The organism is Streptomyces sp. WAC 06738 (assembly GCF_003945505.1).
In the GTDB taxonomy this organism is placed as follows: Bacteria; Actinomycetota; Actinomycetes; order Streptomycetales; family Streptomycetaceae; genus Streptomyces.
In genome coordinates, this window is record NZ_CP029618.1 from 3,796,249 (window position 1) to 3,816,218 (window position 19,970).

At 71.0% G+C, this 19,970-nt stretch carries 19 protein-coding genes and 1 tRNA gene; 9 read left to right on the forward strand and 11 right to left on the reverse strand.

The window, feature by feature from the left end:
- Positions 1-14: 14 nt before the first annotated feature.
- From DMB38_RS16380 to DMB38_RS16395, 4 genes are all read right to left on the reverse strand, one after another.
- Complete coding sequence (locus DMB38_RS16380; RefSeq protein ID WP_125935816.1) at positions 15-1,667, reverse strand: long-chain fatty acid--CoA ligase; 1,653 nt, start codon at positions 1,665-1,667, stop codon at positions 15-17.
- Between the two features lie 225 nt (positions 1,668-1,892).
- Positions 1,893-2,453 (reverse strand): SigE family RNA polymerase sigma factor, encoded by a 561-nt coding sequence (locus tag DMB38_RS16385; protein WP_047016684.1) that lies wholly within the window; start codon positions 2,451-2,453, stop codon positions 1,893-1,895.
- Between the two features lie 135 nt (positions 2,454-2,588).
- Complete coding sequence (locus DMB38_RS16390; RefSeq protein ID WP_125935817.1) at positions 2,589-3,503, reverse strand: glycoside hydrolase domain-containing protein; 915 nt, start codon at positions 3,501-3,503, stop codon at positions 2,589-2,591.
- Between the two features lie 251 nt (positions 3,504-3,754).
- Positions 3,755-4,060, reverse strand: a complete 306-nt coding sequence (locus DMB38_RS16395; RefSeq protein WP_206337702.1) for a hypothetical protein — start codon at positions 4,058-4,060, stop codon at positions 3,755-3,757.
- Positions 4,061-4,281: 221 nt separating this feature from the next.
- On the opposite strand from DMB38_RS16395, the gene DMB38_RS16400 reads away from it, so the two are divergent.
- From DMB38_RS16400 to DMB38_RS16415, 4 genes are all read left to right on the forward strand, one after another.
- A complete protein-coding gene (locus tag DMB38_RS16400; RefSeq protein ID WP_125935818.1) occupies positions 4,282-5,139 on the forward strand; it encodes a bifunctional DNA primase/polymerase in 858 nt (285 codons plus the stop codon).
- Positions 5,140-5,274: 135 nt separating this feature from the next.
- Positions 5,275-5,682 carry a VOC family protein gene (locus DMB38_RS16405; RefSeq protein WP_125935819.1) on the forward strand — a complete coding sequence of 136 codons (408 nt, stop codon included), beginning with the start codon at positions 5,275-5,277 and terminating at the stop codon, positions 5,680-5,682.
- A gap of 94 nt (positions 5,683-5,776) precedes the next feature.
- A tRNA-Ser gene (locus tag DMB38_RS16410) sits at positions 5,777-5,864 on the forward strand.
- A 637-nt stretch (positions 5,865-6,501) separates the two neighbouring features.
- Positions 6,502-6,765 (forward strand): hypothetical protein, encoded by a 264-nt coding sequence (locus tag DMB38_RS16415; protein WP_125935820.1) that lies wholly within the window; start codon positions 6,502-6,504, stop codon positions 6,763-6,765.
- Positions 6,766-7,068: 303 nt separating this feature from the next.
- Here DMB38_RS16415 and DMB38_RS16420 read toward each other — a convergent pair whose 3' ends face one another.
- From DMB38_RS16420 to DMB38_RS16435, 4 genes are all read right to left on the reverse strand, one after another.
- Complete coding sequence (locus DMB38_RS16420; RefSeq protein ID WP_125935821.1) at positions 7,069-9,690, reverse strand: NB-ARC domain-containing protein; 2,622 nt, start codon at positions 9,688-9,690, stop codon at positions 7,069-7,071.
- Between the two features lie 709 nt (positions 9,691-10,399).
- Complete coding sequence (locus tag DMB38_RS16425; RefSeq protein WP_125935822.1) at positions 10,400-11,410, reverse strand: alcohol dehydrogenase catalytic domain-containing protein; 1,011 nt, start codon at positions 11,408-11,410, stop codon at positions 10,400-10,402.
- A gap of 152 nt (positions 11,411-11,562) precedes the next feature.
- Positions 11,563-12,003 (reverse strand): arsenate reductase ArsC, encoded by a 441-nt coding sequence (locus DMB38_RS16430; protein WP_125935823.1) that lies wholly within the window; start codon positions 12,001-12,003, stop codon positions 11,563-11,565.
- Positions 12,004-12,032: 29 nt separating this feature from the next.
- Positions 12,033-12,407, reverse strand: a complete 375-nt coding sequence (locus DMB38_RS16435; RefSeq protein ID WP_125935824.1) for a metalloregulator ArsR/SmtB family transcription factor — start codon at positions 12,405-12,407, stop codon at positions 12,033-12,035.
- 77 nt (positions 12,408-12,484) lie between these two features.
- Here DMB38_RS16435 and DMB38_RS16440 point away from each other — a divergent pair, with 77 nt between their 5' ends.
- Positions 12,485-12,922 carry an ArsI/CadI family heavy metal resistance metalloenzyme gene (locus DMB38_RS16440; RefSeq protein WP_125935825.1) on the forward strand — a complete coding sequence of 146 codons (438 nt, stop codon included), beginning with the start codon at positions 12,485-12,487 and terminating at the stop codon, positions 12,920-12,922.
- Between the two features lie 6 nt (positions 12,923-12,928).
- Here the strand turns inward: DMB38_RS16440 and DMB38_RS16445 are convergent, their stop codons facing one another.
- On the reverse strand, positions 12,929-13,384 hold the full coding sequence (locus tag DMB38_RS16445; RefSeq protein WP_125935826.1) for a GNAT family N-acetyltransferase: 456 nt from the start codon (positions 13,382-13,384) through the stop codon (positions 12,929-12,931).
- A gap of 24 nt (positions 13,385-13,408) precedes the next feature.
- Positions 13,409-14,371, reverse strand: coding sequence for an aminoglycoside phosphotransferase family protein (locus DMB38_RS16450; protein ID WP_125935827.1), 963 nt, complete (start codon positions 14,369-14,371; stop codon positions 13,409-13,411).
- Between the two features lie 230 nt (positions 14,372-14,601).
- Between DMB38_RS16450 and DMB38_RS16455 the strand changes: the two genes are divergently transcribed.
- Positions 14,602-14,859 carry a hypothetical protein gene (locus DMB38_RS16455; protein ID WP_047016690.1) on the forward strand — a complete coding sequence of 86 codons (258 nt, stop codon included), beginning with the start codon at positions 14,602-14,604 and terminating at the stop codon, positions 14,857-14,859.
- 400 nt (positions 14,860-15,259) lie between these two features.
- Here DMB38_RS16455 and DMB38_RS16460 read toward each other — a convergent pair whose 3' ends face one another.
- A complete protein-coding gene (locus tag DMB38_RS16460; RefSeq protein ID WP_125935828.1) occupies positions 15,260-16,897 on the reverse strand; it encodes a trypsin-like peptidase domain-containing protein in 1,638 nt (545 codons plus the stop codon).
- 196 nt (positions 16,898-17,093) lie between these two features.
- Here DMB38_RS16460 and DMB38_RS16465 point away from each other — a divergent pair, with 196 nt between their 5' ends.
- The 3 genes from DMB38_RS16465 to DMB38_RS16475 all read left to right on the forward strand — a co-directional run bounded on the left by DMB38_RS16465 (position 17,094) and on the right by DMB38_RS16475 (position 19,934).
- Positions 17,094-18,038 carry a glycerophosphodiester phosphodiesterase family protein gene (locus DMB38_RS16465; RefSeq protein ID WP_125935829.1) on the forward strand — a complete coding sequence of 315 codons (945 nt, stop codon included), beginning with the start codon at positions 17,094-17,096 and terminating at the stop codon, positions 18,036-18,038.
- Between the two features lie 140 nt (positions 18,039-18,178).
- Entirely contained in the window at positions 18,179-18,754 is a 576-nt protein-coding gene (locus tag DMB38_RS16470) for an ATP-binding protein (protein ID WP_346429539.1), read from the forward strand.
- A gap of 202 nt (positions 18,755-18,956) precedes the next feature.
- The gene (locus DMB38_RS16475; protein WP_125935831.1) at positions 18,957-19,934 is read left to right on the forward strand and encodes a DUF5926 family protein; all 978 of its coding nucleotides are present in this window, start codon (positions 18,957-18,959) and stop codon (positions 19,932-19,934) included.
- Positions 19,935-19,970 lie beyond the last annotated feature (36 nt).

The following is a 19,970-nucleotide window of genomic DNA, read 5'->3' on the forward strand; positions in this document are numbered from 1 at the left end:
CGCCCCCGGCCCGCTCACAGCCGCGTCACCGTCAGCTCCCCGTCCGCGTACCGCCGCCGCAGCACCTTCTTGTCGAACTTCCCCACGCTCGTCTTCGGCACCTCGCCGATCCGCGCCCACCGCTCGGGCAACTGCCACTTCGCGATCCGCTCCCCCAGATACGTCCGCAGCTCCTCGTCCGTCACCTCCGCGCCCTCGCGCAGCACCACCGCCGCCAGCGGCCGCTCCTCCCACGTCTCGTCCGGTACGGCGATGACCGCCGCCTCCGCGACGTCGGGGTGGGCCATCAGGTGGTTCTCCAGCTCCATCGACGAGATCCACTCGCCGCCCGACTTGATGACGTCCTTCGCCCGGTCCGTGAGCGTCAGATAGCCGTCGGCCGTGATCGTGCCGACGTCGCCCGTGCGCAGCCAGCCGTCCTCGCTGAACTTGTCGTCCGGCCGGAACGGCTCCCCGTCCGCGCCGCCGTAGTACGCGCCCGCGATCCACGGCCCGCGTACCTCCAGTTCCCCCGCCGACTCGCCGTCCTTCGGCAGCAGGCTCCCGTCGGGGCCGCGCAGCCGCGCCTCCACGGAGGCGGGGAAGCGGCCCTGCTTCAGCCGGTACGGGTACTCCTCCGCCGGTTCGAGACCGGCCGGCGGGTGCGCGATGCAGCCCAGCGGCGAGGTCTCCGTCATGCCCCACGCCTGCACGACGCGGATGCCGTGCCGCTCCTCGAAGCCCTTCATGAGCTGGGGCGGGCAGGCGGTGCCGCCGACGATGGCGGTGCGCAGGGAGGAGACGTCGCGGGGGCGGGCGTCGAGTTCGTTGAGCAGGGCCTGCCAGATGGTGGGGACGGCGCCGCTGATGGTGGGCCGGCAGGTCTCCATCATCTCGGCGACCGGTCCCGGCTGGAGGAAGCGGTCGGGCATCAGCAGGGACGTGCCGGCCATGAAGGCGGCGTGCGGCAGCCCCCAGGCGTTGACGTGGAACATCGGCACGATCGGCAGCGCGAGGTCGTGGACCGTGATGCCGAAGGACTCGGCGGCGAGGACGCCGAGGGAGTGCAGGTAGACGGAGCGGTGGCTGTAGAGGGTGCCCTTGGGGTCGCCGGTGGTGCCGGAGGTGTAGCAGAGGGCGGCGGCCTCGCGTTCGTCGAGGACGGCCCAGTCGTACGACTCGGGGCGGCCGGCGAGGAGTTCCTCGTAGTCGTGGACGGTGACGTGGGTGCCGTCGAGGGCCGCGCGGTCGCCGGGGCCCGCGACGACGACGTGCTCGACGGCGGGGAGGTGCGGCAGCAGCGGGGCGAGGAGGGGGAGAAGGGTGCCGTTGGCGAGGAGGACGCGGTCGCGGGCGTGGTTGATGATCCAGACGAGCTGGCGCGGGTCGAGGCGGAGGTTGAGGGTGTGGAGCACGGAGCCCATGGCGGGCAGCGCGAGGTACGCCTCCAGGTGCTCGGCGTTGTTCCACATGAGGGTGCCGACCGGCTCCTGCTGCCGTACGCCGAGTTCGTCGCGGAGCGCGTACGCGAGCTGCGCGGCGCGGGCGCCGACCTCGGCGTAGGTCCTGGACCGCGGTGGCTCGCCGGATCCGGTCCAGGTGAGGACCCTGGCGGCGCCGTGGATGGTCGAGCCGTGGGTCACGATCCGCGAGATGGTCAGCGGTACGTCCTGCATCGTGCTCAGCACGGAGGGCCTCCCGGGGGTAAGACACGCAGAGACACGCAGCGGTTACGCGCCAGTAGACGGTGGCGCCGATTCTGGTGGCGACCGGGCACCTTGTCACTACCTCGGGAGGGGGTGACTGTCCGCCCCCGTATCCCCGTGTGCGTCTCCCGCGCAGGCCCCTGCGCGTGCGCGTACGAGAGCCGCCGCGCGGCCCGTACGACAAGCCGCGGCGTGGCCCTCGGCCCCCTAGGCCGCCTGCGCCATCTCCCCCAGCCCCGTGTCCTCCCGGAGCTTCGCGAGCGCCCGCGAGACCGCGCTCTTCACCGTCCCGACCGACACCCCCAGCACGGCCGCCGTCTGCGCCTCGCTCAGGTCCTCGTAGTACCGCAGCACCACCATCGCCCGCTGCCGCTCCGGCAGCCGCAGCACCGCGCGCCACATCGCGTCGCGCATCGCCTGATGCTCGGCCGGGTCGGGGCCGGGCACGGGGGCGGGCTCGGGGAGGTCGTCGCCCGCGGCGTACTCGTCGACGCGGCGCTTGCGCCACTGCGAGGTGCGGGTGTTGAGCAGCGCGCGGCGTACGTAGCCGTCGAGGGCCCGCGGGTCCTCGATCCGGTCCCAGGCCAGATAGGTCTGCGCCAGCGCGGTCTGCAGCAGGTCCTCGGCGTCCCACGGGCTGGTGGTGAGGGAGCGCGCGGTGCGCAGCAGCACCGGTCCGCGCAGGTGCACGTACGCCGCGAAGGTCGGCAGGGGCGGTCGTGCGGTGTCCGCCGCCGCGGGGGCGTCGGTGGTGCTGGCTGTGGACATGGCTCCACGCTAGGAGCGGTACCCGGGTATGCGGATCGGCCGTAGGTCGCGATGCGGGCTCCACCCGAGGGAGTAGGTACCGAGCCGGCCGGACCTCCCGTAGGTGGAGGGCCGGCCGGCGGACCCTTCGGGGTACTACGTCCGGGGGCCCATGATCGCGACCGGCGCGTCGACGACGTTGCGGTCGATGACGATCCGCTTGCCGCCGTGCCGCTCCTCGACCATGCCCGCGTACTGGTGGATCCGGCGGTGCGGCCGCCACGCGGCGGGGTCGACGTGCGGCTCACCGTAGAGCGTGGGCGCGGTGCGCCAGCGGGCCACCCAGAGCACGGACGGCAGCCCGTCCCGCCCGGCGCGGCGGGCCTGCTCGATCATGCGGATGCCGGAGTTGGCGCTGCTGTAGAGCCCGGGGAACCAGCCGAGGCGCCGCACCTCTTCGTTCCATGCGCGCATGTACGTGAGCGTGGTGCGCTTGCAGGCCGCGGAGCCGCGGAAATGCTCGATGTCGAGGTAGAGGGCGCTGCGCGGGGCCATGCCGAGCGCGCGGGCGCCGCGCACCGCGTCGCGGGCCTCGGCGCGGCCCTGGCCGCGGGGGCGGTCGGGGTCGATGCGTACGTGCTCCTTGTTGGCGGCGGCGACGCAGGGGGACTGGGAGCCGACGTAGAGGGGGAGCACGCGCCAGCCCATGCGGTGGACGGCGCGGAGCCAGGAGGGGGTGAGGTGGGGCTGCTCGGGGCAGGCGCGGCCGCGGCCGGCGAAGTAGACGCCGACGGCGCCGTAGGGGGAGGCGCGCCAGGCGGACATGGTGGCGCGGGAGGGGGTGTGGCAGGTGTCGAAGGCGCGGCCGCGGAAGACGTGGGCGCCGAGGTCGCGGGGGTCGCGGAGGTCTTCGGGTACGGGGGCGGGGGCGGCGGTGACGCCGGTGGCGGCGGGGGCCGCGTCGGCGGGGGCGGCGGCGGGGCCGGCGGTGAGCGCGCCGGCGAAGACGGCGGCGGCGGCGAGGAGCGGGGCGAGGAGTCGGCGGGCGGGGCGGCGGGGCTCGGGAGGCATGCCGAGCAGTGAACGGCGCGGGCGGGCGGGGCGGCCGGTGCGACACGCGCGGGTGGGCCGTCCGGAGGGCGGCGGGAGGCCCGTACGCGGGACGCGGGGGGGCGGGGGACGCGGGGGCGCCGGACGTACGCGGCACGCCCGGGCCCGTACGGGCCGGACACCCCCCGGGGGGCCCGGACGCGACCGCGCGGCCGCACCGTGACGGTGCGGCCGCGCGGCCATCCCCATGAGCACCCCGAACTGCGTGAGCCTTACCAGATGTTGGTGAAGGCGATCACGGTGTCCGACTGGTCGACGGCGTTGCCGAAGCCCTGGACGTTGGCGGTGTTGGACTCGTTGTAGCCGCCGTCGCCGTTGTTGACCTGCTGGGTCTGGGCGTTGTTGCCGAAGTTGTCGTCACCGACGCCGCCGAGCTGGCCGACGACCGCGGAGTGGGAGTCGTCGTTGGCGAACGCTCCGGCCCCGTTGTCCGCGTGCGCGACCCCTCCGAAGAGCGCGACAGCGAGTGGCAGTGAAGCTGCCGCAGCCAGGATGCGGGCCGTGCGAGTGCGTGCCATCTGCTTCCTCCTATGTAACGGAAGACGGTTCCGTTGCCGGGATCCGGCCGGGGTCCGGCCGGCTCTCCGGCGGTTGTGCGACGTCGCGAGAGCATCGTTTCCCACCCGCTCCCGGACATTCGCGGACCGGCGCCCATTTCCCCCGCAGGCATGATCGGCGGCGGGTAAACCCGCACAGTCGCCCACTTCCGTGTTTCGAACACATGTACGAGACTGGAGGGATGGACAGCTCCGTACACAGCCACGCCCTCACCACCGCGCTGGCCGCCGCCCGCCGCGGCCTGCCCGTCTTCCCGCTGTCCCGCGCGAAACAGCCCGCGGTCCGCTCCCCGCACCACGCTGACTGGCCGCGGGTGCCCTGCCGCGGGGAGTGCGGGCGCATCGGCCACGGCGTGTACGACGCGACGACGGACACCGCCGCGATACACACCCTCTTCGCCGCCGCCCCCTGGGCGACGGGGTACGGGATCGCCTGCGGCCGGCCGCCGCATCACCTGATCGGGCTGGATCTCGACGTGAAACCGGGGACGGATGCGCGGGGGCTGTTCGAGTCGCTGCTCACGGCGCACGGGATCGTGCTGCCACCGACGGTGGTGATCCTCACCCCGGGAGGCGGCCGTCACATCTGGCTCACGGGCCACCCCGACCACACGGTCCCCAACTCCGTGGGCCGCCTGGCGCCCGGCGTCGACGTCCGCGGCACCGGCGGCTACCTCGCCGGCCCCGGCTCCCGCACCCTCCACGGCACGTACCGCCTCGCCCCTCGCTCGACCCCCGTCCCGGCCCCCGCCCCGCGAGCCCTGCTCCGCCTCCTCACCCCGCCCCCACCGGACCCCCCGCCGCCGCCCCCGCACCCTCCGGGAGAAGAACGCCGGCCGGACGCCCTGATCCGCTTCGTCGCGGCCTCCCACCCCGGCGAACGCAACGCCCGCCTCTTCTGGGCAGCCTGCCGCGCGTACGAGACGGGCCACGGCCGGGAGGTGGCGGAGGCGCTGATCCGCGCGGCGATGACGGCCGGGTTGCCGGAGCGGGAGGCGACGGCGACGGTGGCATCAGCGGCGAGACACACGCCGCGATGACGGGCGGCAGGCCCTCTCGGCGAAAAATCCGGGAGACGGGCCGACCCACCGATGAGTCGGCCGCCCCCGTGCCGTCTATCCCTGTGTAAGCGGCCCGAGAAGCCGACGACCGCAGCCCGGAGAGGGGCCACCACGATGCCGCACAAGATCTTCGTCAACCTGCCCGTGAAGGACCTGAACCGCTCGATGGCCTTCTTCACCGCCCTCGGCTACCGCTTCGACGAGAACTTCACCGACGAGAACGCCACCTGCCTCGTCATCTCCGACGACATCTACGCGATGCTCCTCACGGAGCCGTTCTTCAAGGGCTTCACGAAGAAGGAGATCGCGGACACCGGCACGTCGACGGAGGCGATCCTCGCCCTGAGCGTCGACAGCCGCGAGGCGGTCGACGAGATCGTCGACAAGGCACTGGCCGCGGGCGGCGGCGTCGCGAACGAGCCCAACGACCAGGGCTTCATGTACGGCCGCAGCTTCCTGGACCCGGACGGCCACCAGTGGGAGATCTTCTGGATGGACCCGTCCGCCGCCACATCCGCGTAACGCACCCCACCCCCTCACCCCCACCGCCATCCCGCCCGCAACGCCGCCACCCGAACCGCTAGCCTTGGTCCCTGCCGCCGCGGAGCGACGGCAGGGAGAGTTGCCCGAGCGGCCTAAGGGACCGGTCTTGAAAACCGGCGTGGCGTCCTGCGTCACCGTGGGTTCGAATCCCACACTCTCCGCCGCACGTGACAAAGCCCCAGTTCAGCAGGGGTACCGCCGCGTCCGGACGGCGCCCCTGCCGAGCTGGGGCTGTCTCACCTTGGCGCACCGAATCCCAGGTTGGACCAGTGCGTATGGGCCATGCGTGGGCCAGGACAGCCGCGCTACCCACCTTGTCGATCGATCCCGCCGAGGAGCGTCCGTGGAGGGGCGATGACCACCCATCCACTGGACAGCCCTACCGTCCGTGATCGTCGCCATCCTGAGATCGATCTCCACGGTGTCTATGCCACTCAGAACGGAGAGACTGCACTGACCGAACGAGTTGCTTGAGCTGCTCAATCAGCCCTTGGAGGGTGAACACCAAGATCGAGATTGCTCCGGACCACGCAAGAATCCACAAGATTACTGACGATTCCACCCGCTCGGTTCTTCCTTAGATTGAGGTCGAACCGGCACGTAGGCACCACTCAGTCCGACCACTGGTTAGTGGTTGAACTGAGATCCATGCCGACGCGTGAACTCAGGTGGCGCCAAACTTGAGTGGATGGACGGGATACCTCAGCAACGCTACGCAGTGTCCGGGTCGTGGTTCACGGATCAGACACCGCAGGGAGCCGTCGGACTCCTTTGCCTGCGGTGGCCTGCCGCACCGCCTTGACGACGGAGCTGGCCGAAGCCGCCCACTTACGCGGACGAGCCTTCGAGCGCATCATGCTCCTCAGCAACGACCGAGTTGTAGAAGCCGGCCACGAGGTCAACGCCATAGCCCAGGAGATCGACTGGCAGGCCACCGGCCGCATCACGGGCACCCTAGCCGAGTGGCGCCAACGACACCGCACAGTGTTCCAGCGCATCAACGCCTTCCACGACTGCGCCCGCGAAGACCTAGGAGTCTTCGGCCGCGTAACCGGCCAATAACACCCCCCGCGCGACCTCCTGCTCCCGCCGACACGACGAGAACAGGACGACCGCGACACCTCCTGAATCCAAGACCACCCTTGAGACAGGAGGCTGCAACATTCGGGGATGTCACAGTCGTCACACTGTCACGTATCAGCCTCTTCTGGCTCAGTTCCATCGGCTTTTCTTCAGACTTGGATCTCTTCAACTGCCTCGACGGTAAATCACTTCGCCCATCAGGCGCTCTTTCCTGGACCGGGAGTTTCAAGGGGTTAAGTGACGACGCACCTGGGTCAGCTCTGGAATCCTTTGAGCTAGGAGTTATTCTTCCGTCAATATTGGGGAGACGAAGTTGGCGCGCGGGCGGTCGCCCCTTCCGTGCTCGTCCACCTCGAACGCGACGTGAAAACCTACGGGATTGGTTGAGTCCCATTTCACTCCGTGCCTTTCCTGGACCACTGACCCAGGAAAGAAGACGTCGCTGGGGTAATCCGGATGTGCAATAAATCCAAACGTTCCACGCCATGCTTTGACGATTCCGCGAGGGGAGTCAGAAGATCCATCTGCAGGATTCGGCCTAGTTATGTGTACTAGGTCTTCACACAGGCTGACGACCTCGTCATTGACTCCCGATAGGCGGTACAGTCTGCCTACGCGACCCGGGAAGTGCCGCCATGCAGCACAACGCTCAAATAGGACGGAATGATTCTTTACTCCCTTAAGAATGCGAAGGGCGTCCATTTCCAGCCTGGCAGGAAGAGTGCCCAGCTCGCCGATCGCCCGCAGAAATGCATTCGCACTCTCAAGCAGGATTTCGGCGAGTCGCTGGTCCCACGCTCCGGAGTCCAGTTCCTTGATTCCCTGAGAGAATCCAGCGGATGCCTTGTGTGCAGCTTCCAAAGGGCGTCGGTCGTCCTCTAAAAGTGATTCAGACCAGCGACGCCACGAGTCGACAAGATTCGTCATGATGATAAGGCGAAGCCTTCCTCGACCCGTAATATTTTCGAGAGCCCACTCTAGGTGCACTTGAGACTCTTCGTAATTCCGGGCCCAGAGGTGAATCTTGCCGAGAAGCTGTGCAGTGTCAGCAGTCCGGAAGTGTTCATAGGCCGACTCGGCCAACGGGAGAGCACCATTCACGTCGTGGGCGCGCCCCGCTAGATGCCCCGCGAAGTAGTACGCAATCACAGCCTTGCCAGCGTTATCCGCTTTTCGTAAGGCGGAACGATACGCGGCGCTAGCCTGATCAATTTGATTCTGAGAGGAGAGGATAAAAGCTTCGACGCGGTCAACTTCCCAGAACTCTGGATTGAGGCTACGTGCGCGAGTTATGTAGCTACGTGCACTTTCTATGTTGCCTGCCCGCGAACGAGCAAGCGCCAGCCGGAGTAGATGTGCTGTGGGCTCGTCATGCGGTGAACGGATACGAACCACATTGGGGGCGAGTTGTCGCTTACTCTCGTCTGCCCGACGCTGTTCCTCCGACCGCTTGAACTCCTGCTCGCGCAGGAGCGTGTTGCTAATGTGTGTTTTCGAGGGTGGTGCGACCCTGCGGAGGAAGTGCTGCGCGGCCTCAGTGATCTGTACGCGAGAAACCAGCTCGTCGTCCGGGTCCGGCTTCTGTGAGACCAGGGAGCCTGAGCTCAGTTCTTTCACAGCGAGATTGAGGGCGTCAATAGGGGAGTCGGTTAAAACAGCCAACTCATCAAATGTTGAGGCGCGTTCCAGAGCATAGAGGACGGACAAAATTGACTTCGGTGTCTCACTCAGAGCATCGAATACCGACCTCACGCAAAAATCAATCAATTCGTCTTGATCGGTCAAAGTAGGGTGAGGTTCTCGACCGGATTCGACTGACAGGACGTACCAGCGAATAGCAAGAGGACTGAAACGCAGGCGCGCGACGATCTGAGCTACAGTCTCCTGCTTCAAGCGTGATAGAAACTCTGCTCTGCCGCCGCGCACTCTAGCGAAGGCCCTGAATAGCGTTTGAGCGTCCTTCTCCGCCAGAGGGGGTAGCGGTATACGCCGTTCAATCTGGCCAATTCCGATCCTGCTCGTCATCAGGTAGGTGACGTTATCAGGAAGAGTCTCATAGAGGGTCACGATCTCGCTGCCGCTGACCGTCTCCAGATTGTCAATGATGAGCAGAGTCTCGATTCCTGTCAAGGCTTCGGCTAGTTCCTCTGCGCCACCCTTGAAGTCATCTGCTAGAATTTTTCCCAGGCTCTGCGTCGCGCCGGTTATATCCCGCACCGCACCGGCGATGCTCACTACGCCGTTAGCTGTCAGTCGCTCAGTCTTCAGTGAAGTCCACAGAATGCATTCATACGGAGAATCCGGGTTGTCCAGGAGGGAGTAGGCAACATCTGAGGCAAGTGCAGTTTTACCGATACCACCTTCTCCCGTGATTGTGATCATTGGCTCGCGACGCCTCAAGAGGTGCTTCACTATCGTGGTGCACGCCTGAGATCTGCCAATGAGGCCGGTATCGTCATAATCAAAGGGGGGAAGGTTGTGCAGGATGCGATCAGAATAACGACGATCTGACCCGTTGAATGCAGGTTCCCAATCGGGGTGCGCACCCAATCTATCCAAGGTGTCCCGTAGTGTCGGCCAGAACCTGCTCTTGAAGTCACGACATACGCTTACTGCTTTTTCAGCATCGCCAGCCTGCAGAGGGCGCCCATGCATGACGCGATTACGGATGGGGACGAGAGTGTCCATCCTAGGTGTGCCATGCCGCAACTCCCTGGCCAGCTCAACCGGAAGTGCCTCGCGGTGCCGGTTGAGTATGTCGTACGCCTCGCGCATATCCAGGTACTCAACGATTGAGAGTTCGTCGTCGCTGGAATCAGCGTGGCGTCGATCGGCGGCCCTCTCGAAACTGTCGCCCAGAGCATCAGGCTCACTCAAATGATCAAGGACGTATCGCAAGATCATTTGGCGCACATCGGACTCGAAAGAATCTACGAGTACGTACAGTCTCGCTCGTGTCATACGAGTGTGAAGCAAAGCTGACCCCCTCAGAGCCTCATCAACCCACACTATGTGAAAAGTGATGCTGTGTCAGGACTGTGGATACGCCAAGGCGGGTGGCTGGGCGTCCCCGGGTGGAGGGTTGGGTCGCAGTGAGGACCTGGAACGGCGACCATGGCGCGCCCGGTCGTGGTTCCGGCTCCAGGCCCGTTGGACAGGAGCCCGCCGGGTCCGTGTCCGCCTACACCCACACCGTGCGGCATGGCCTGACGGCGCGTGCGCGGAGAGTCGGGAGTGACCCGGGAGTGGATCTTGGTAGGTTCGACCGGCGGCCGACCGCTCAGGAACCGGCCTCCGCTTCCTCGAACCCGTCACTCGACCGACCGTCGTGGGCAATGCGTGGGCCGAGAGTGGCATTCTGAAGCGGCAAATGAGCAATCGCGCAGGTCAAGAGGGGTGAAGACCGCACCACCGGAGCGGTCTTGAAAACCGGCGTGGCGTCCTGCGTCACCGTGGGTTCGAATCCCACACTCTCCGCAGAGAAGCCCCACCCCCACAGCCCAGAAGCGGCACCGTCGTGGCGAGACCGGCCGCGTGACCTCGTCGGCCCCGGTGCCGTGCTCCCCGCACGTGCGGGATGCCCTCCGCCTCTGTCCCCGTCCGCTCCCCGGCGTCAGGCGAAGGTGATGATCGAGCGGTTGGGTGGGGTGGCTTTGGTCATTGCTTCCAGGGCTGCGTTTGCGCCCTCCAAACCGATCGGGGTGTAGTCCGGCACGATCCCGTGCGTCGCCGAGAACGCCAGTGTGTCGCGGGCGTCGTGCGGCGAGCCCGAGGGGTTCAGCATCACGTGGAGGCGGTTCAGGACCATCGGGCCCGGGGGGAGTTCCAGCGGTGTGTCGTCGTAGCCGCAGAGGACCAGGGTGCCGTCCGGGGCCAGGCCCTCCACCGCCGCGGTGCCCGCGGCGGTGGAGGGGGCCGCGTTCAGGATCACGTCGGCGCCGCCGTCCCAGGCCCGTAGCGCCTCGGCGGGATCCGTGTCGCGGGTGGTGATGTAGCGCTCCGCGCCCAGGTCGCGGGCCGCCGCCTCGCCGTGCGGCGAGCGGCCCAGCGCGGCGACGCGCGCGCCCATCGCGACCGCGTACCGGATCGCCAGCGCCCCCACGCCGCCCGTGCCGATCACGGCGACCCGCGAACTCGCCGTGGTCCCCGCCTGCCGCAGGCTGTTGAACGCCGTCAGCCCCGCGCACATCAGCGGCGCCGCCCCCACCGGGTCCAGCCCCTCGGGCAGCGGCGTGACGAAGTCGGCCTTGAGGACCGCGTACTCGGTGTAGCCGCCGTCCATGACGATGCCCGTGATCCGCTTCGCGGGGCAGAGGATCTGCTCGCCGCGTACGCAGTAGTCGCAGTGCCGGCACGAGTCCCCGAGGAACTGCGCGCCCACCGCCGTCCCGACCGCCGGCCAGGAGACGCCGGGCCCGAGGGCCGCGACCTCGCCGGTGATCTCGTGCCCGGGGACCACCGGGAAGCGGGCGAGGGGCCAGTGGCCCTGGAGCAGGTCCAGGTCGGTGTGGCAGACGCCGCACGCGATGACCCTGACCAGCACCTCCCCCGGCCCGGGCTCGGGCACCTCGCGTTCGGTGAGGGTGAGCGGCGCGTCGGCCGCGGTGGCTACCGCCGTGAGCATGGGGGCCTCGTTCCTTCGCCTTGTCGGGACGAATTTAGTGTGTTTTGCCCCGTATTTCGGCGATGACCGGCCGTCACCCCCGTCGTTCGCCGCTACCGCCGGCGTACCGGTCGGCGCCGGCCGACGTCCTCTTCGCGTTCGGCGGAAACTTCTCAACCGGCCCGCGGCGCCCCGTCCGGCCCGGCCTCCGCGGTCAGGTCGGCGATCAGCGCCCGCACGCGCTTCTCTATCTCGTCGCGGATGGGCCGTACGCCCGCCACGTCCTCTCCCGCCGGGTCCGGGAGCCGCCAGTCGACGTAGCGCGTGCCCGGGAGGACCGGGCAGGCGTCGCCGCAGCCCATCGTGACGACCACGTCCGCCGATTCGACCGCCTCCGGCGTGAGGCGTTTCGGGGTGGCCGCGGAGAGGTCGATGCCGGCTTCGGCCATCGCCGCGACGACCGCCGGGTTGACCGTCGCCGCCGGGGCGGAGCCGGCGGAACGGGCCGCGATGCGGTGGGCGGTGAGGTGGGTGAGGTAGGCGGCGGCCATCTGGGAGCGGCCGGCGTTGTGGACGCAGACGAACAGCACCGTGGGATACGTGGGGGAGGGCATCGGCGCGGGCTCCTGGGGCTCAGAAATGCTCAGGGGGTGGGGGAGTCGGGGGCGGGGCGGGCGAGGAGGGCGGCGAGGCGGTCCGTCGTTTCGGGGACCAGGCGGTAGTACACCCACGTCCCGCGGCGTTCGCCGGCGATCAGCCCCGCTTCCCGCAGCAGCTTGAGGTGGTGGGAGATCGTCGGCTGGGAGAGGTCGAAGGCCGGCGTCAGGTTGCAGACGCAGACCTCGCCGCCCTCCTCGCTCGCGATCATCGACAGCAGCCGCAGCCGCACCGGATCCCCCAGCGCCTTGAACGCCTTCGCCAGGCCGGTGGCCTTCTCCTCGGAGAGCGGCGCGGTCGTCAGCTCGGGGCAGCAGGTGCCCGTGTTCCGGTCGAGCAGCACCAGCTCTTGTTTCGACATTCCTCTATGTTGACACTCTTCGAATCACCTGGCAATACTGCATCGACAGACATCGATACAGTTCGGGAGGCACACCCATGCCCCGCGCCCAGCTCGCCCTTCGCGTCGCCGACCTCGACGGCTCCGTCGCCTTCTACGCCAGGCTCTTCGGCACCGAGCCCGCCAAGCGCCGCCCCGGCTACGCCAACTTCGCCATCGCCGAGCCCCCGCTCAAGCTCGTCCTCATCGAGGGCGAGCCCGGCGAGGACACCCGGCTCGACCACCTCGGCGTCGAGGTCGAGAGCACCGAGCAGGTCACCGCTGCGGCCTCCCGGCTGCGGGACGCGGGGCTGGCCGCGTTCGAGGAGAGCGACACCTCCTGCTGCTACGCCCTCCAGGACAAGGTCTGGGTGCACGGTCCCGGGCGTGAGCCCTGGGAGGTGTACGTCGTGAAGGGCGACGCCGAACGGCTCGCCAAGGACGAACGGCTCACCGGGGACGCCGGCCCCCGCGCCGGCTCCTGCTGCGGGAGCTGAGGCCGGCTACAGCGGCAGATCCCTGCCGAACACCACCATCGGGCGCCCCACCCCGTCGTAGTCCTCCTCCACCCGCGCCGCGAACCCCAGCCCGCGGTGGAACGCCTGCGACCCCGTGTTGGCCACCGACGTGATCGCCTTCAGCCGCTCCGCCCCCAGCCGCGCCGCCGCCGCCGCGAACGCCCCGTACAGCCGCCGCCCCAGCCCCGCGCCGCGGGCGTCGTCGCGGGTGGCGATGAGGTGGACGTATCCCGTACGGGACGGGGTGACGAAGCCGAAGACGTAGCCGCGGATGCCGTCCGCGGCGCGGGCGACCAGGCAGGTGTCGCCGAACTCCTGCACCATCGCGAGCAGATGCAGCGCGCGCAGGTCGCGCTCGCCCCAGTAGCGGGGGTGGTCGGCGAGCACGCGGTGGAAGTCCGCCACGCTCGCCGGCTCGATGTGCGTTCCTTCAGTGGTCATGCGTCTCGCTCCTCGCGGCCGCGGTCACGGCACCGTGTCCGCCAGGGCCTCGGTGATCTGGCGGGTCGTGTTGCGGGCGACGAGCGGGTTCGTCGCCGCGTACGCGGTGTACGCGCTGAGCGCCGTCGTCAGCGCCCAGCCCCGCCCCCGCGCCCACGCCGCGTCGTCCGCGCCCAGCGCCTCGCGGAACGCCGCGCGCGGTCCGGCGTCCAAGAGGGTCCAGGCGATGACCAGGTCGCAGGCCGGGTCGCCGACGCCCAGGCCGCCGAAGTCGAGGACGGCGCTCAACTGGCCGCCGCGGGTGAGGAGGTTGCCGTTGTGCATGTCGCCGTGGAACCAGACCGGCGGCCCGTCCCGGTCCCCCGCCTCAACGGCCGCCTCCCACACCGCCGTCAGCGCGCGGGCGTCGAACGCCCCGGCCGCGTCCACCGCCGCGATCGCCGCCCGCGTCGTACGGTCGCGGTCCCGCAGCGGCACCGCGGGGGAGAGCAGTCCGTACGACCCGCCGGAAGGCAGCGCGAGGCCCTGCAACGCGCGCAGGAACGCCGCCACGTCCGCCGCCGCCTCCACCGGATCCGCGAGTCCTTCGGGGGTCGCCGTCCGGCCGTCGAGCCAGCGGGACACCGACCAGTGCCACGGGTAGCCGAACGCCGGCTCGCCGACCTCCAGCGGCGCGGGCACGGCCAGCGGCAGGTGCGGGGCGAGACGGGGCAGCCAGAGGAGTTCCTTCTCGGCCTGGCCCGCGGCCCAGTCGCCGCGCGGGAGGCGTACGGACATGGCGTCGCCGAGCCGGAAGATCACGTGGTCCGAGCCGCCGGGGTGCAGGGGGCGGAGCGGCAGATGGGCCCAGCGCGGGAACTGCGCCGCCAGCAGGCGCCTGGCCAGCGCCTCGTCGACGGCGGGGGTGCCGGCCGGGGTGGCGGCGTCGGGGGCGACGGCGGGGCTGTCCGCGGCTGCGGTGGCGCCTGCGGTGGTCTCGGACGGCAAACGACTCTCCTCCCGGCCTGCGGTCCGCCTCATCCCATCCCCCGGACGCCCGCGCTGTCGAACGGTTTTCTGCCGCGGCCCGCCGCGCGACACGCGCACACCGCACGCCGTCCGCGGGCCGTCCGTTATGCCGTCCGCGGGCGGCCGGGGGCGGCGCGCGGGTGCGGTGGCGGGAGGGGATCCGGTGAAGACGCGTGACTCAAAAATCGAACACGTGTCAGAATACCTGCGTGACCCACACCTTCCCCGAAGACCTCGTCCAGACCCAGCGCGACTGGTACGCGGTGTACCGCAGGCTCGCGGAAGAGCCCCGGCACAGCGCAAGCGAAACGGCGGTCCTGCGGCGGCGATTGCTGCGGCTGTCGGTGCGGGTGTCCACGCATCCGTACTGGCAGACGACGGGCGGCCGGCTGCCGGCGGCCCGGATGGCGCTGAAGGAGGCCGCGTGGGCCGAGGTGCGCGCCGAGACCGCAGCCCGCAAGGGCTGACCGGCGGTCCGGCGGCCGGCCGGGTCCGGCAGGCGGCAGGATCCGGTGAGCAGCCGGGTCCGGCCGGCGGCCGGGCCGGTGCGGGGAGGTTCCGGCCGGGGCAGTGACGGGCCCCGGGCCGAGCCGGTCCGGGCCGGGTGAGGGGCGGGGCCGACGAGGGACGGCCCCGAACACCCGGCCCGGACCTCCCGCCCCGCGGAATCTGCGCATCGCGCGGGCGCCCGGCTCCGCCCGTGACCGCCACCGGCCGCATTGCCCCGGCGGGCCGCCTTGCCCCGGCCGGCCGCGCGCAACCCGGGATGCCGACGCGCCGTACCGCCGAAGCCCCCGGCCCCCGCACACACACCGGCGGCCGGGCACCCGCGTGGGGTGACCGGCCGCCGGGGCGCTGCGCTGTGCGTCAGCCGTCGCCCTCGCGTTCGCCGAGGGTGAGCTGCGTCGTCTTCTGGTCGCCGCCGCGTTCGTAGGTGATCTCCACCTTGTCGCCCGGCTCGTGCGCCCACAGTTGGGCGATCAGCGTCGGGCCGCTGTCGACGATCGTGTCGTCCAGCTTCGTGATCACGTCGCCCGGCTGCAGGCCCGCGTCGGCCGCGGGCCCGCCCGGCGTCACCGGGTCGCCCGTCGAGTCGCTGCCCGACTCGCTCACCTTCGCGCCCTTGCCCTGGTACGAGTTGTCGACGGAGACGCCGATGATCGCGTACACCGGCTCGCCGGTCTCGATGAGGTTCTGCGCGACCCGGTCCGCCTGGTTGATGGGGATCGCGAAGCCCAGGCCGATGCTGCCGCCCTGGCCGCCGCCGAACGGGCTGCCGCTGTCCGCCGGGCGGATCGCGGAGTTGATGCCGATGACGTTCCCGTCGTGGTCCAGCAGCGGGCCGCCGGAGTTGCCGGGGTTGATGGAGGCGTCGGTCTGCAGGGCGTTCATGTACGACTCCTGCTGGCCGCTCGCGTCGCCGGAGGCCACCGGGCGGTTCTTGGCGCTCACGATGCCGGTGGTGACCGTGCCCGACAGGCCGAACGGCGAGCCGATGGCGATGGTCTGGTCGCCGACGTCGACCTTGTCGGAGTCGCCGAGCGGCAGCGGCGTCAGCTTGGCGCCGGAGGCGTCGGTGAGCTTGATGACCGCGACGTCGTAGCCGCTGGCCTGGCCGACGACCTCGGCGTCGTACGTCTTGCCGTTGGAGAACGTCGCCGTCAGCGACCCGCTGCCCTCGGCGCCCGCCACGACGTGGTTGTTGGTGAGGATGTGGCCCTGCTTGTCGTAGACGAAGCCGGTGCCGGTGGCCGCGCCCTCCTCGCCGGAGGCGCCGTCACCGCCGCCGCCGCTGGCCTCGATGGTCACGACGCTGGGCAGCGCGTTGCCGGCGATGCCGGCGACGGAGCCGGGCGGGTTCTCGATCTTCTGGCCGTCCTGCGTGCCGGAGACTGTCGTGGACGTACTGCCGGAGTCGTCGCCCTCGGCCGCCCAGTACCCGATGCCGCCGCCGATGCCGCCGCCGAGGAGCGCGGCGACGAGGGTGGCCGTGACCACCGTGCCCACGCGCCGGCCGCCGTTGCCCGAGGGCCTGGGGGCGGCGTCCCAGCCGGTGCCGCCGGGCGGCGGAGCGCTGCCCCAGCCGGGCTGGGTGGGGGGCGGCGAGCCCGCCGGGCCGTGGCCGGCCGGTGTGGCGCCCGCCGGGGAGGCGTCCGCCGAGAGCGGGGGCGGGGGCCACTGCGGGCCGGCGCCGCCGGGGGGACCGGCGGCGCCGCTGGGCCCGGCCTGACCTCCGGCGGGACCGGTGTGGCCGCCGGAGCCCGTGCCGCCCGCGGCACCGACCGCGGCGAACTGCTCCGTACGCGCCCCACCGTGCCCCCCGGCACCCGGGCCACCCGGAGGGCCGGCAGCGTCCGAACCACCCGGCCTCTCCGGTCCCGTCGGCCAGGCGCCGCCGGCTCCGCCGCTCGCGCGCTCAGGAGACTCGACCGGAGACCTCGCTCCCGCGTCCGGCGGCGGGAAGTCCGGCCGCCGGGGCGTCGCGCCGTCGTTCTCGGTGCTCACAGCTCTCTCCTTCACGTTTCACGCCAGGTGCCAGTTGCGCCTACCCGCCCAACCAGGGTCCCGCACCGCTTGTCAGCGGACGGTAAACCGCACCTAGTCTTTGGCTGACATCCTTTACTTCGGACATTCCCGGCGCATCCCCTGGGAGGCAGACGAGGGCCGGGCCACCCGGCGCGCCGGGTGGCACGATGAGCCGGTGAGCCAAGCACCAGCGGATCGGCCGTCCGGGCGTACGGAGCCGGGCCGGCCCGCCGTCGTCGCGCACCGGGGCGCGTCCGAGGACGCGCCGGAGCACACGCTCGCCGCGTACCGCAGGGCCATCGAGGAAGGCGCCGACGCCCTGGAGTGCGACGTGCGGCTCACCGCCGACGGCCATCTCGTCTGTGTCCACGACAGGCGCGTCAACCGTACCTCCGACGGCCGCGGCGCCGTCTCCGCACTGGAGCTCGCCGACCTCGCCGCCCTCGACTTCGGCTCCTGGAAGGCCCGCGAGGCCCGCCGCGACGAGATCGGCCGGCGCCAGCGCGAGACACCGGAGGAGCCCGACTGGGAACGTACCTCGGTACTCACCCTGGAACGGCTGCTGGAGCTGGTGACCGACGCCGGCCGCCGGGTCGAGCTCGCCATCGAGACCAAGCACCCCACCCGCTGGGCCGGCCAGGTGGAAGAGAAACTGGTCGAACTGCTGCGCCGCTTCGGCCTCGCGGGCCCGGCGGCCCCGCCCGCCAGGGGCGCCGCACCCCCCACCGCGCCCGGCCCCCACGAGACCGGCGGCGAGCCCTCCCTCGTCCGGGTGATGAGCTTCTCCGCCCGCTCCCTGCACCGCGTCCACGCCGCCGCACCCGCCGTCCCCACCGTCTTCCTCATGCAGTTCCTCCTCCCCCGCTTCCGCGACGGCCGGCTGCCCCGCGGCGTCGGCATCGCGGGCCCGAGCGTGCGCATCGTCCGCGGCAACCCCGGCTACGTCGCCCGCCTCCACCGCGCCGGCCACCGCGTCCACGTCTGGACCGTCGACGAACCCGACGACGTCGCCATGTGCGCCCGCCTGGGCGTCGAGGCCGTCATCACCAACCGCCCCCGCCAGGTCCGCGCACAACTGGACCGCCTCGGCTACGACACACCGCCGACGGGCGATGCGTGACTACGCGTAGTACAGCGGCGCGCGCACTGCGTTCGGTTACGTAACGAGTCCATCACCGGTCGCCGGTTGGCCGGTTTCCGATCCACCCCGCGGGGGCATTGACTCCCTGTTGCGGGGCGAGGAGATCGCTGGGGGTGGTGATGTTCGTGGTGGCACAGCAGGCGCCGGCTTCGTCCATGGCCGTTCCCCACGGCCCGGACGGGGTGGGGCTCGCCCGCCGCCGGCTGCGCGCGGACCTGCGCGCCCGGGGCACCGCGGAGGCGACCGTGGAAGACGCCGTGCTCGTCCTCTCCGAGCTGCTCAGCAATGCGTGCAGGCACGCCAGACCGCTGGCCACGGAGGCGGCGACCGCGGACGCGGAAGTGCTCGTACGCGGCCGGGCGGACCCCCGCCCCGCCGCCGGCCCCGGGCAGGAACCGGCGCCCGGCGCGGACGCCGGCGCCCAGGCCGCGGAGGAGGCGCCCGCCGCCCCCGGCCCCGGTACCGCGGACACGCGCGTACGGGCCGACTGGCACATCGATCCGGACGGCCGCGTCACCGTCGCCGTCACGGACGGTGGCGGACCCACCCGACCACTTCCCGCCACACCCTCGGTCACCGCCAAGGGCGGCCGCGGACTGGCCATCATCTCCTCCCTCGCCTGCGACTGGGGCGTGCGCTACGACGCGGGCCCCCTCGGCGAGGTCACGGTCTGGGCTTCCCTGCCCGGCCGCTGAACCGGCCGCCGAACCGTCCGCAGACCCCGCGCCGGAACCGCGCCCGAGCCGCGCCGCCCCCGGGCCGGACTCGCGCCGATCCCGCGCCCGCTCCGCGCCCGCCCCGCGGCCGTCCCCGGGCGGTGCGCCCGGCGGCCCCGCGCTGGGACTAGGCTCCGGCGGTACGTGACACCGTCCGCGCCCCGAACGGAGCATTCCAGCCATGGCGAAGAAGCGCCGCCCCCGTACGAAGGCATCCCAGCCCGCCGCCGTGCCCGACGGCGACATCCCCGTCGTCGGCGCCCGCGAGCCCTGCCCGTGCGGCTCGGGCCGGCGGTACAAGGCATGCCACGGCCGCGCCGCCGCGCAGGCCGTCACCGAGCTGGTCCGCCGGCCCTTCGAGGGACTGCCCGGCGAATGCGACTGGGTGGCGCTGCGCGAACTCGTCCCCGCCGGCACCGCGGAACTCACCCTCGCCGCCGGCCGCCCCGACGACGTACCGTCGCTCACCCTCGCCACCGTGCTCCCCATGGCCTGGCCCGCGCTGCGCCGCGACGACGGCACGGTGCTCCTCGGGCTGCAGAACGACACCGCCTCCGGCGACATCAGCCGCGACCTCGCCGACGTCCTCACCCGCGCGCTCACCGCCACCCCCGGCTCCCCCGTCGAACCCGCCGCCCCCACCGGCACCGGCGAAGGCCCGCGCCTCCAGGACCTCCTCGACACCTCCGCGGCGCTGCGGCCCGTGGTGCACGACGGGTTCGAGTTCTGGCTGGACGACGCCGAGTCGGCGTCCGGCGAGGTCGCCGCCTCCCTGGAACGGGCCAACGCCGCCGCCATCCCCACCGCCCGCCTCGGCGGCGTCGAGGCCGCGTACTGGTGCGAGGCGCCGGAGAAGAACCACCTGCGCTGGGTCATGCCCCACCCCGAGGAGAAGCTCCTCGACGCCCTCGCCCGGCTCCACGCCGCCGGCCACTCCCAGCTCGCGGAGGGCACCCGGCTCGTCGGCTCGTTCCGCGCGCACGGGCTCGTGGTGCCGGTGTGGGACCTGCCGTCGTCGATGACCGCGGAGGACTGCGAGAAGCCCGCCGCGGAGTTCGGGGAGCGGCTGGCGGAGGCGCTGGCCGTCACCGAGCCGCTGACGGGGACGGAACGCAAGGCCCGCGGCGGGCTCGCCAACCGCCAGGTGACGCTTAGCTGATCAAAGACATACCGTGCGGTATGACGGGTCCATCAT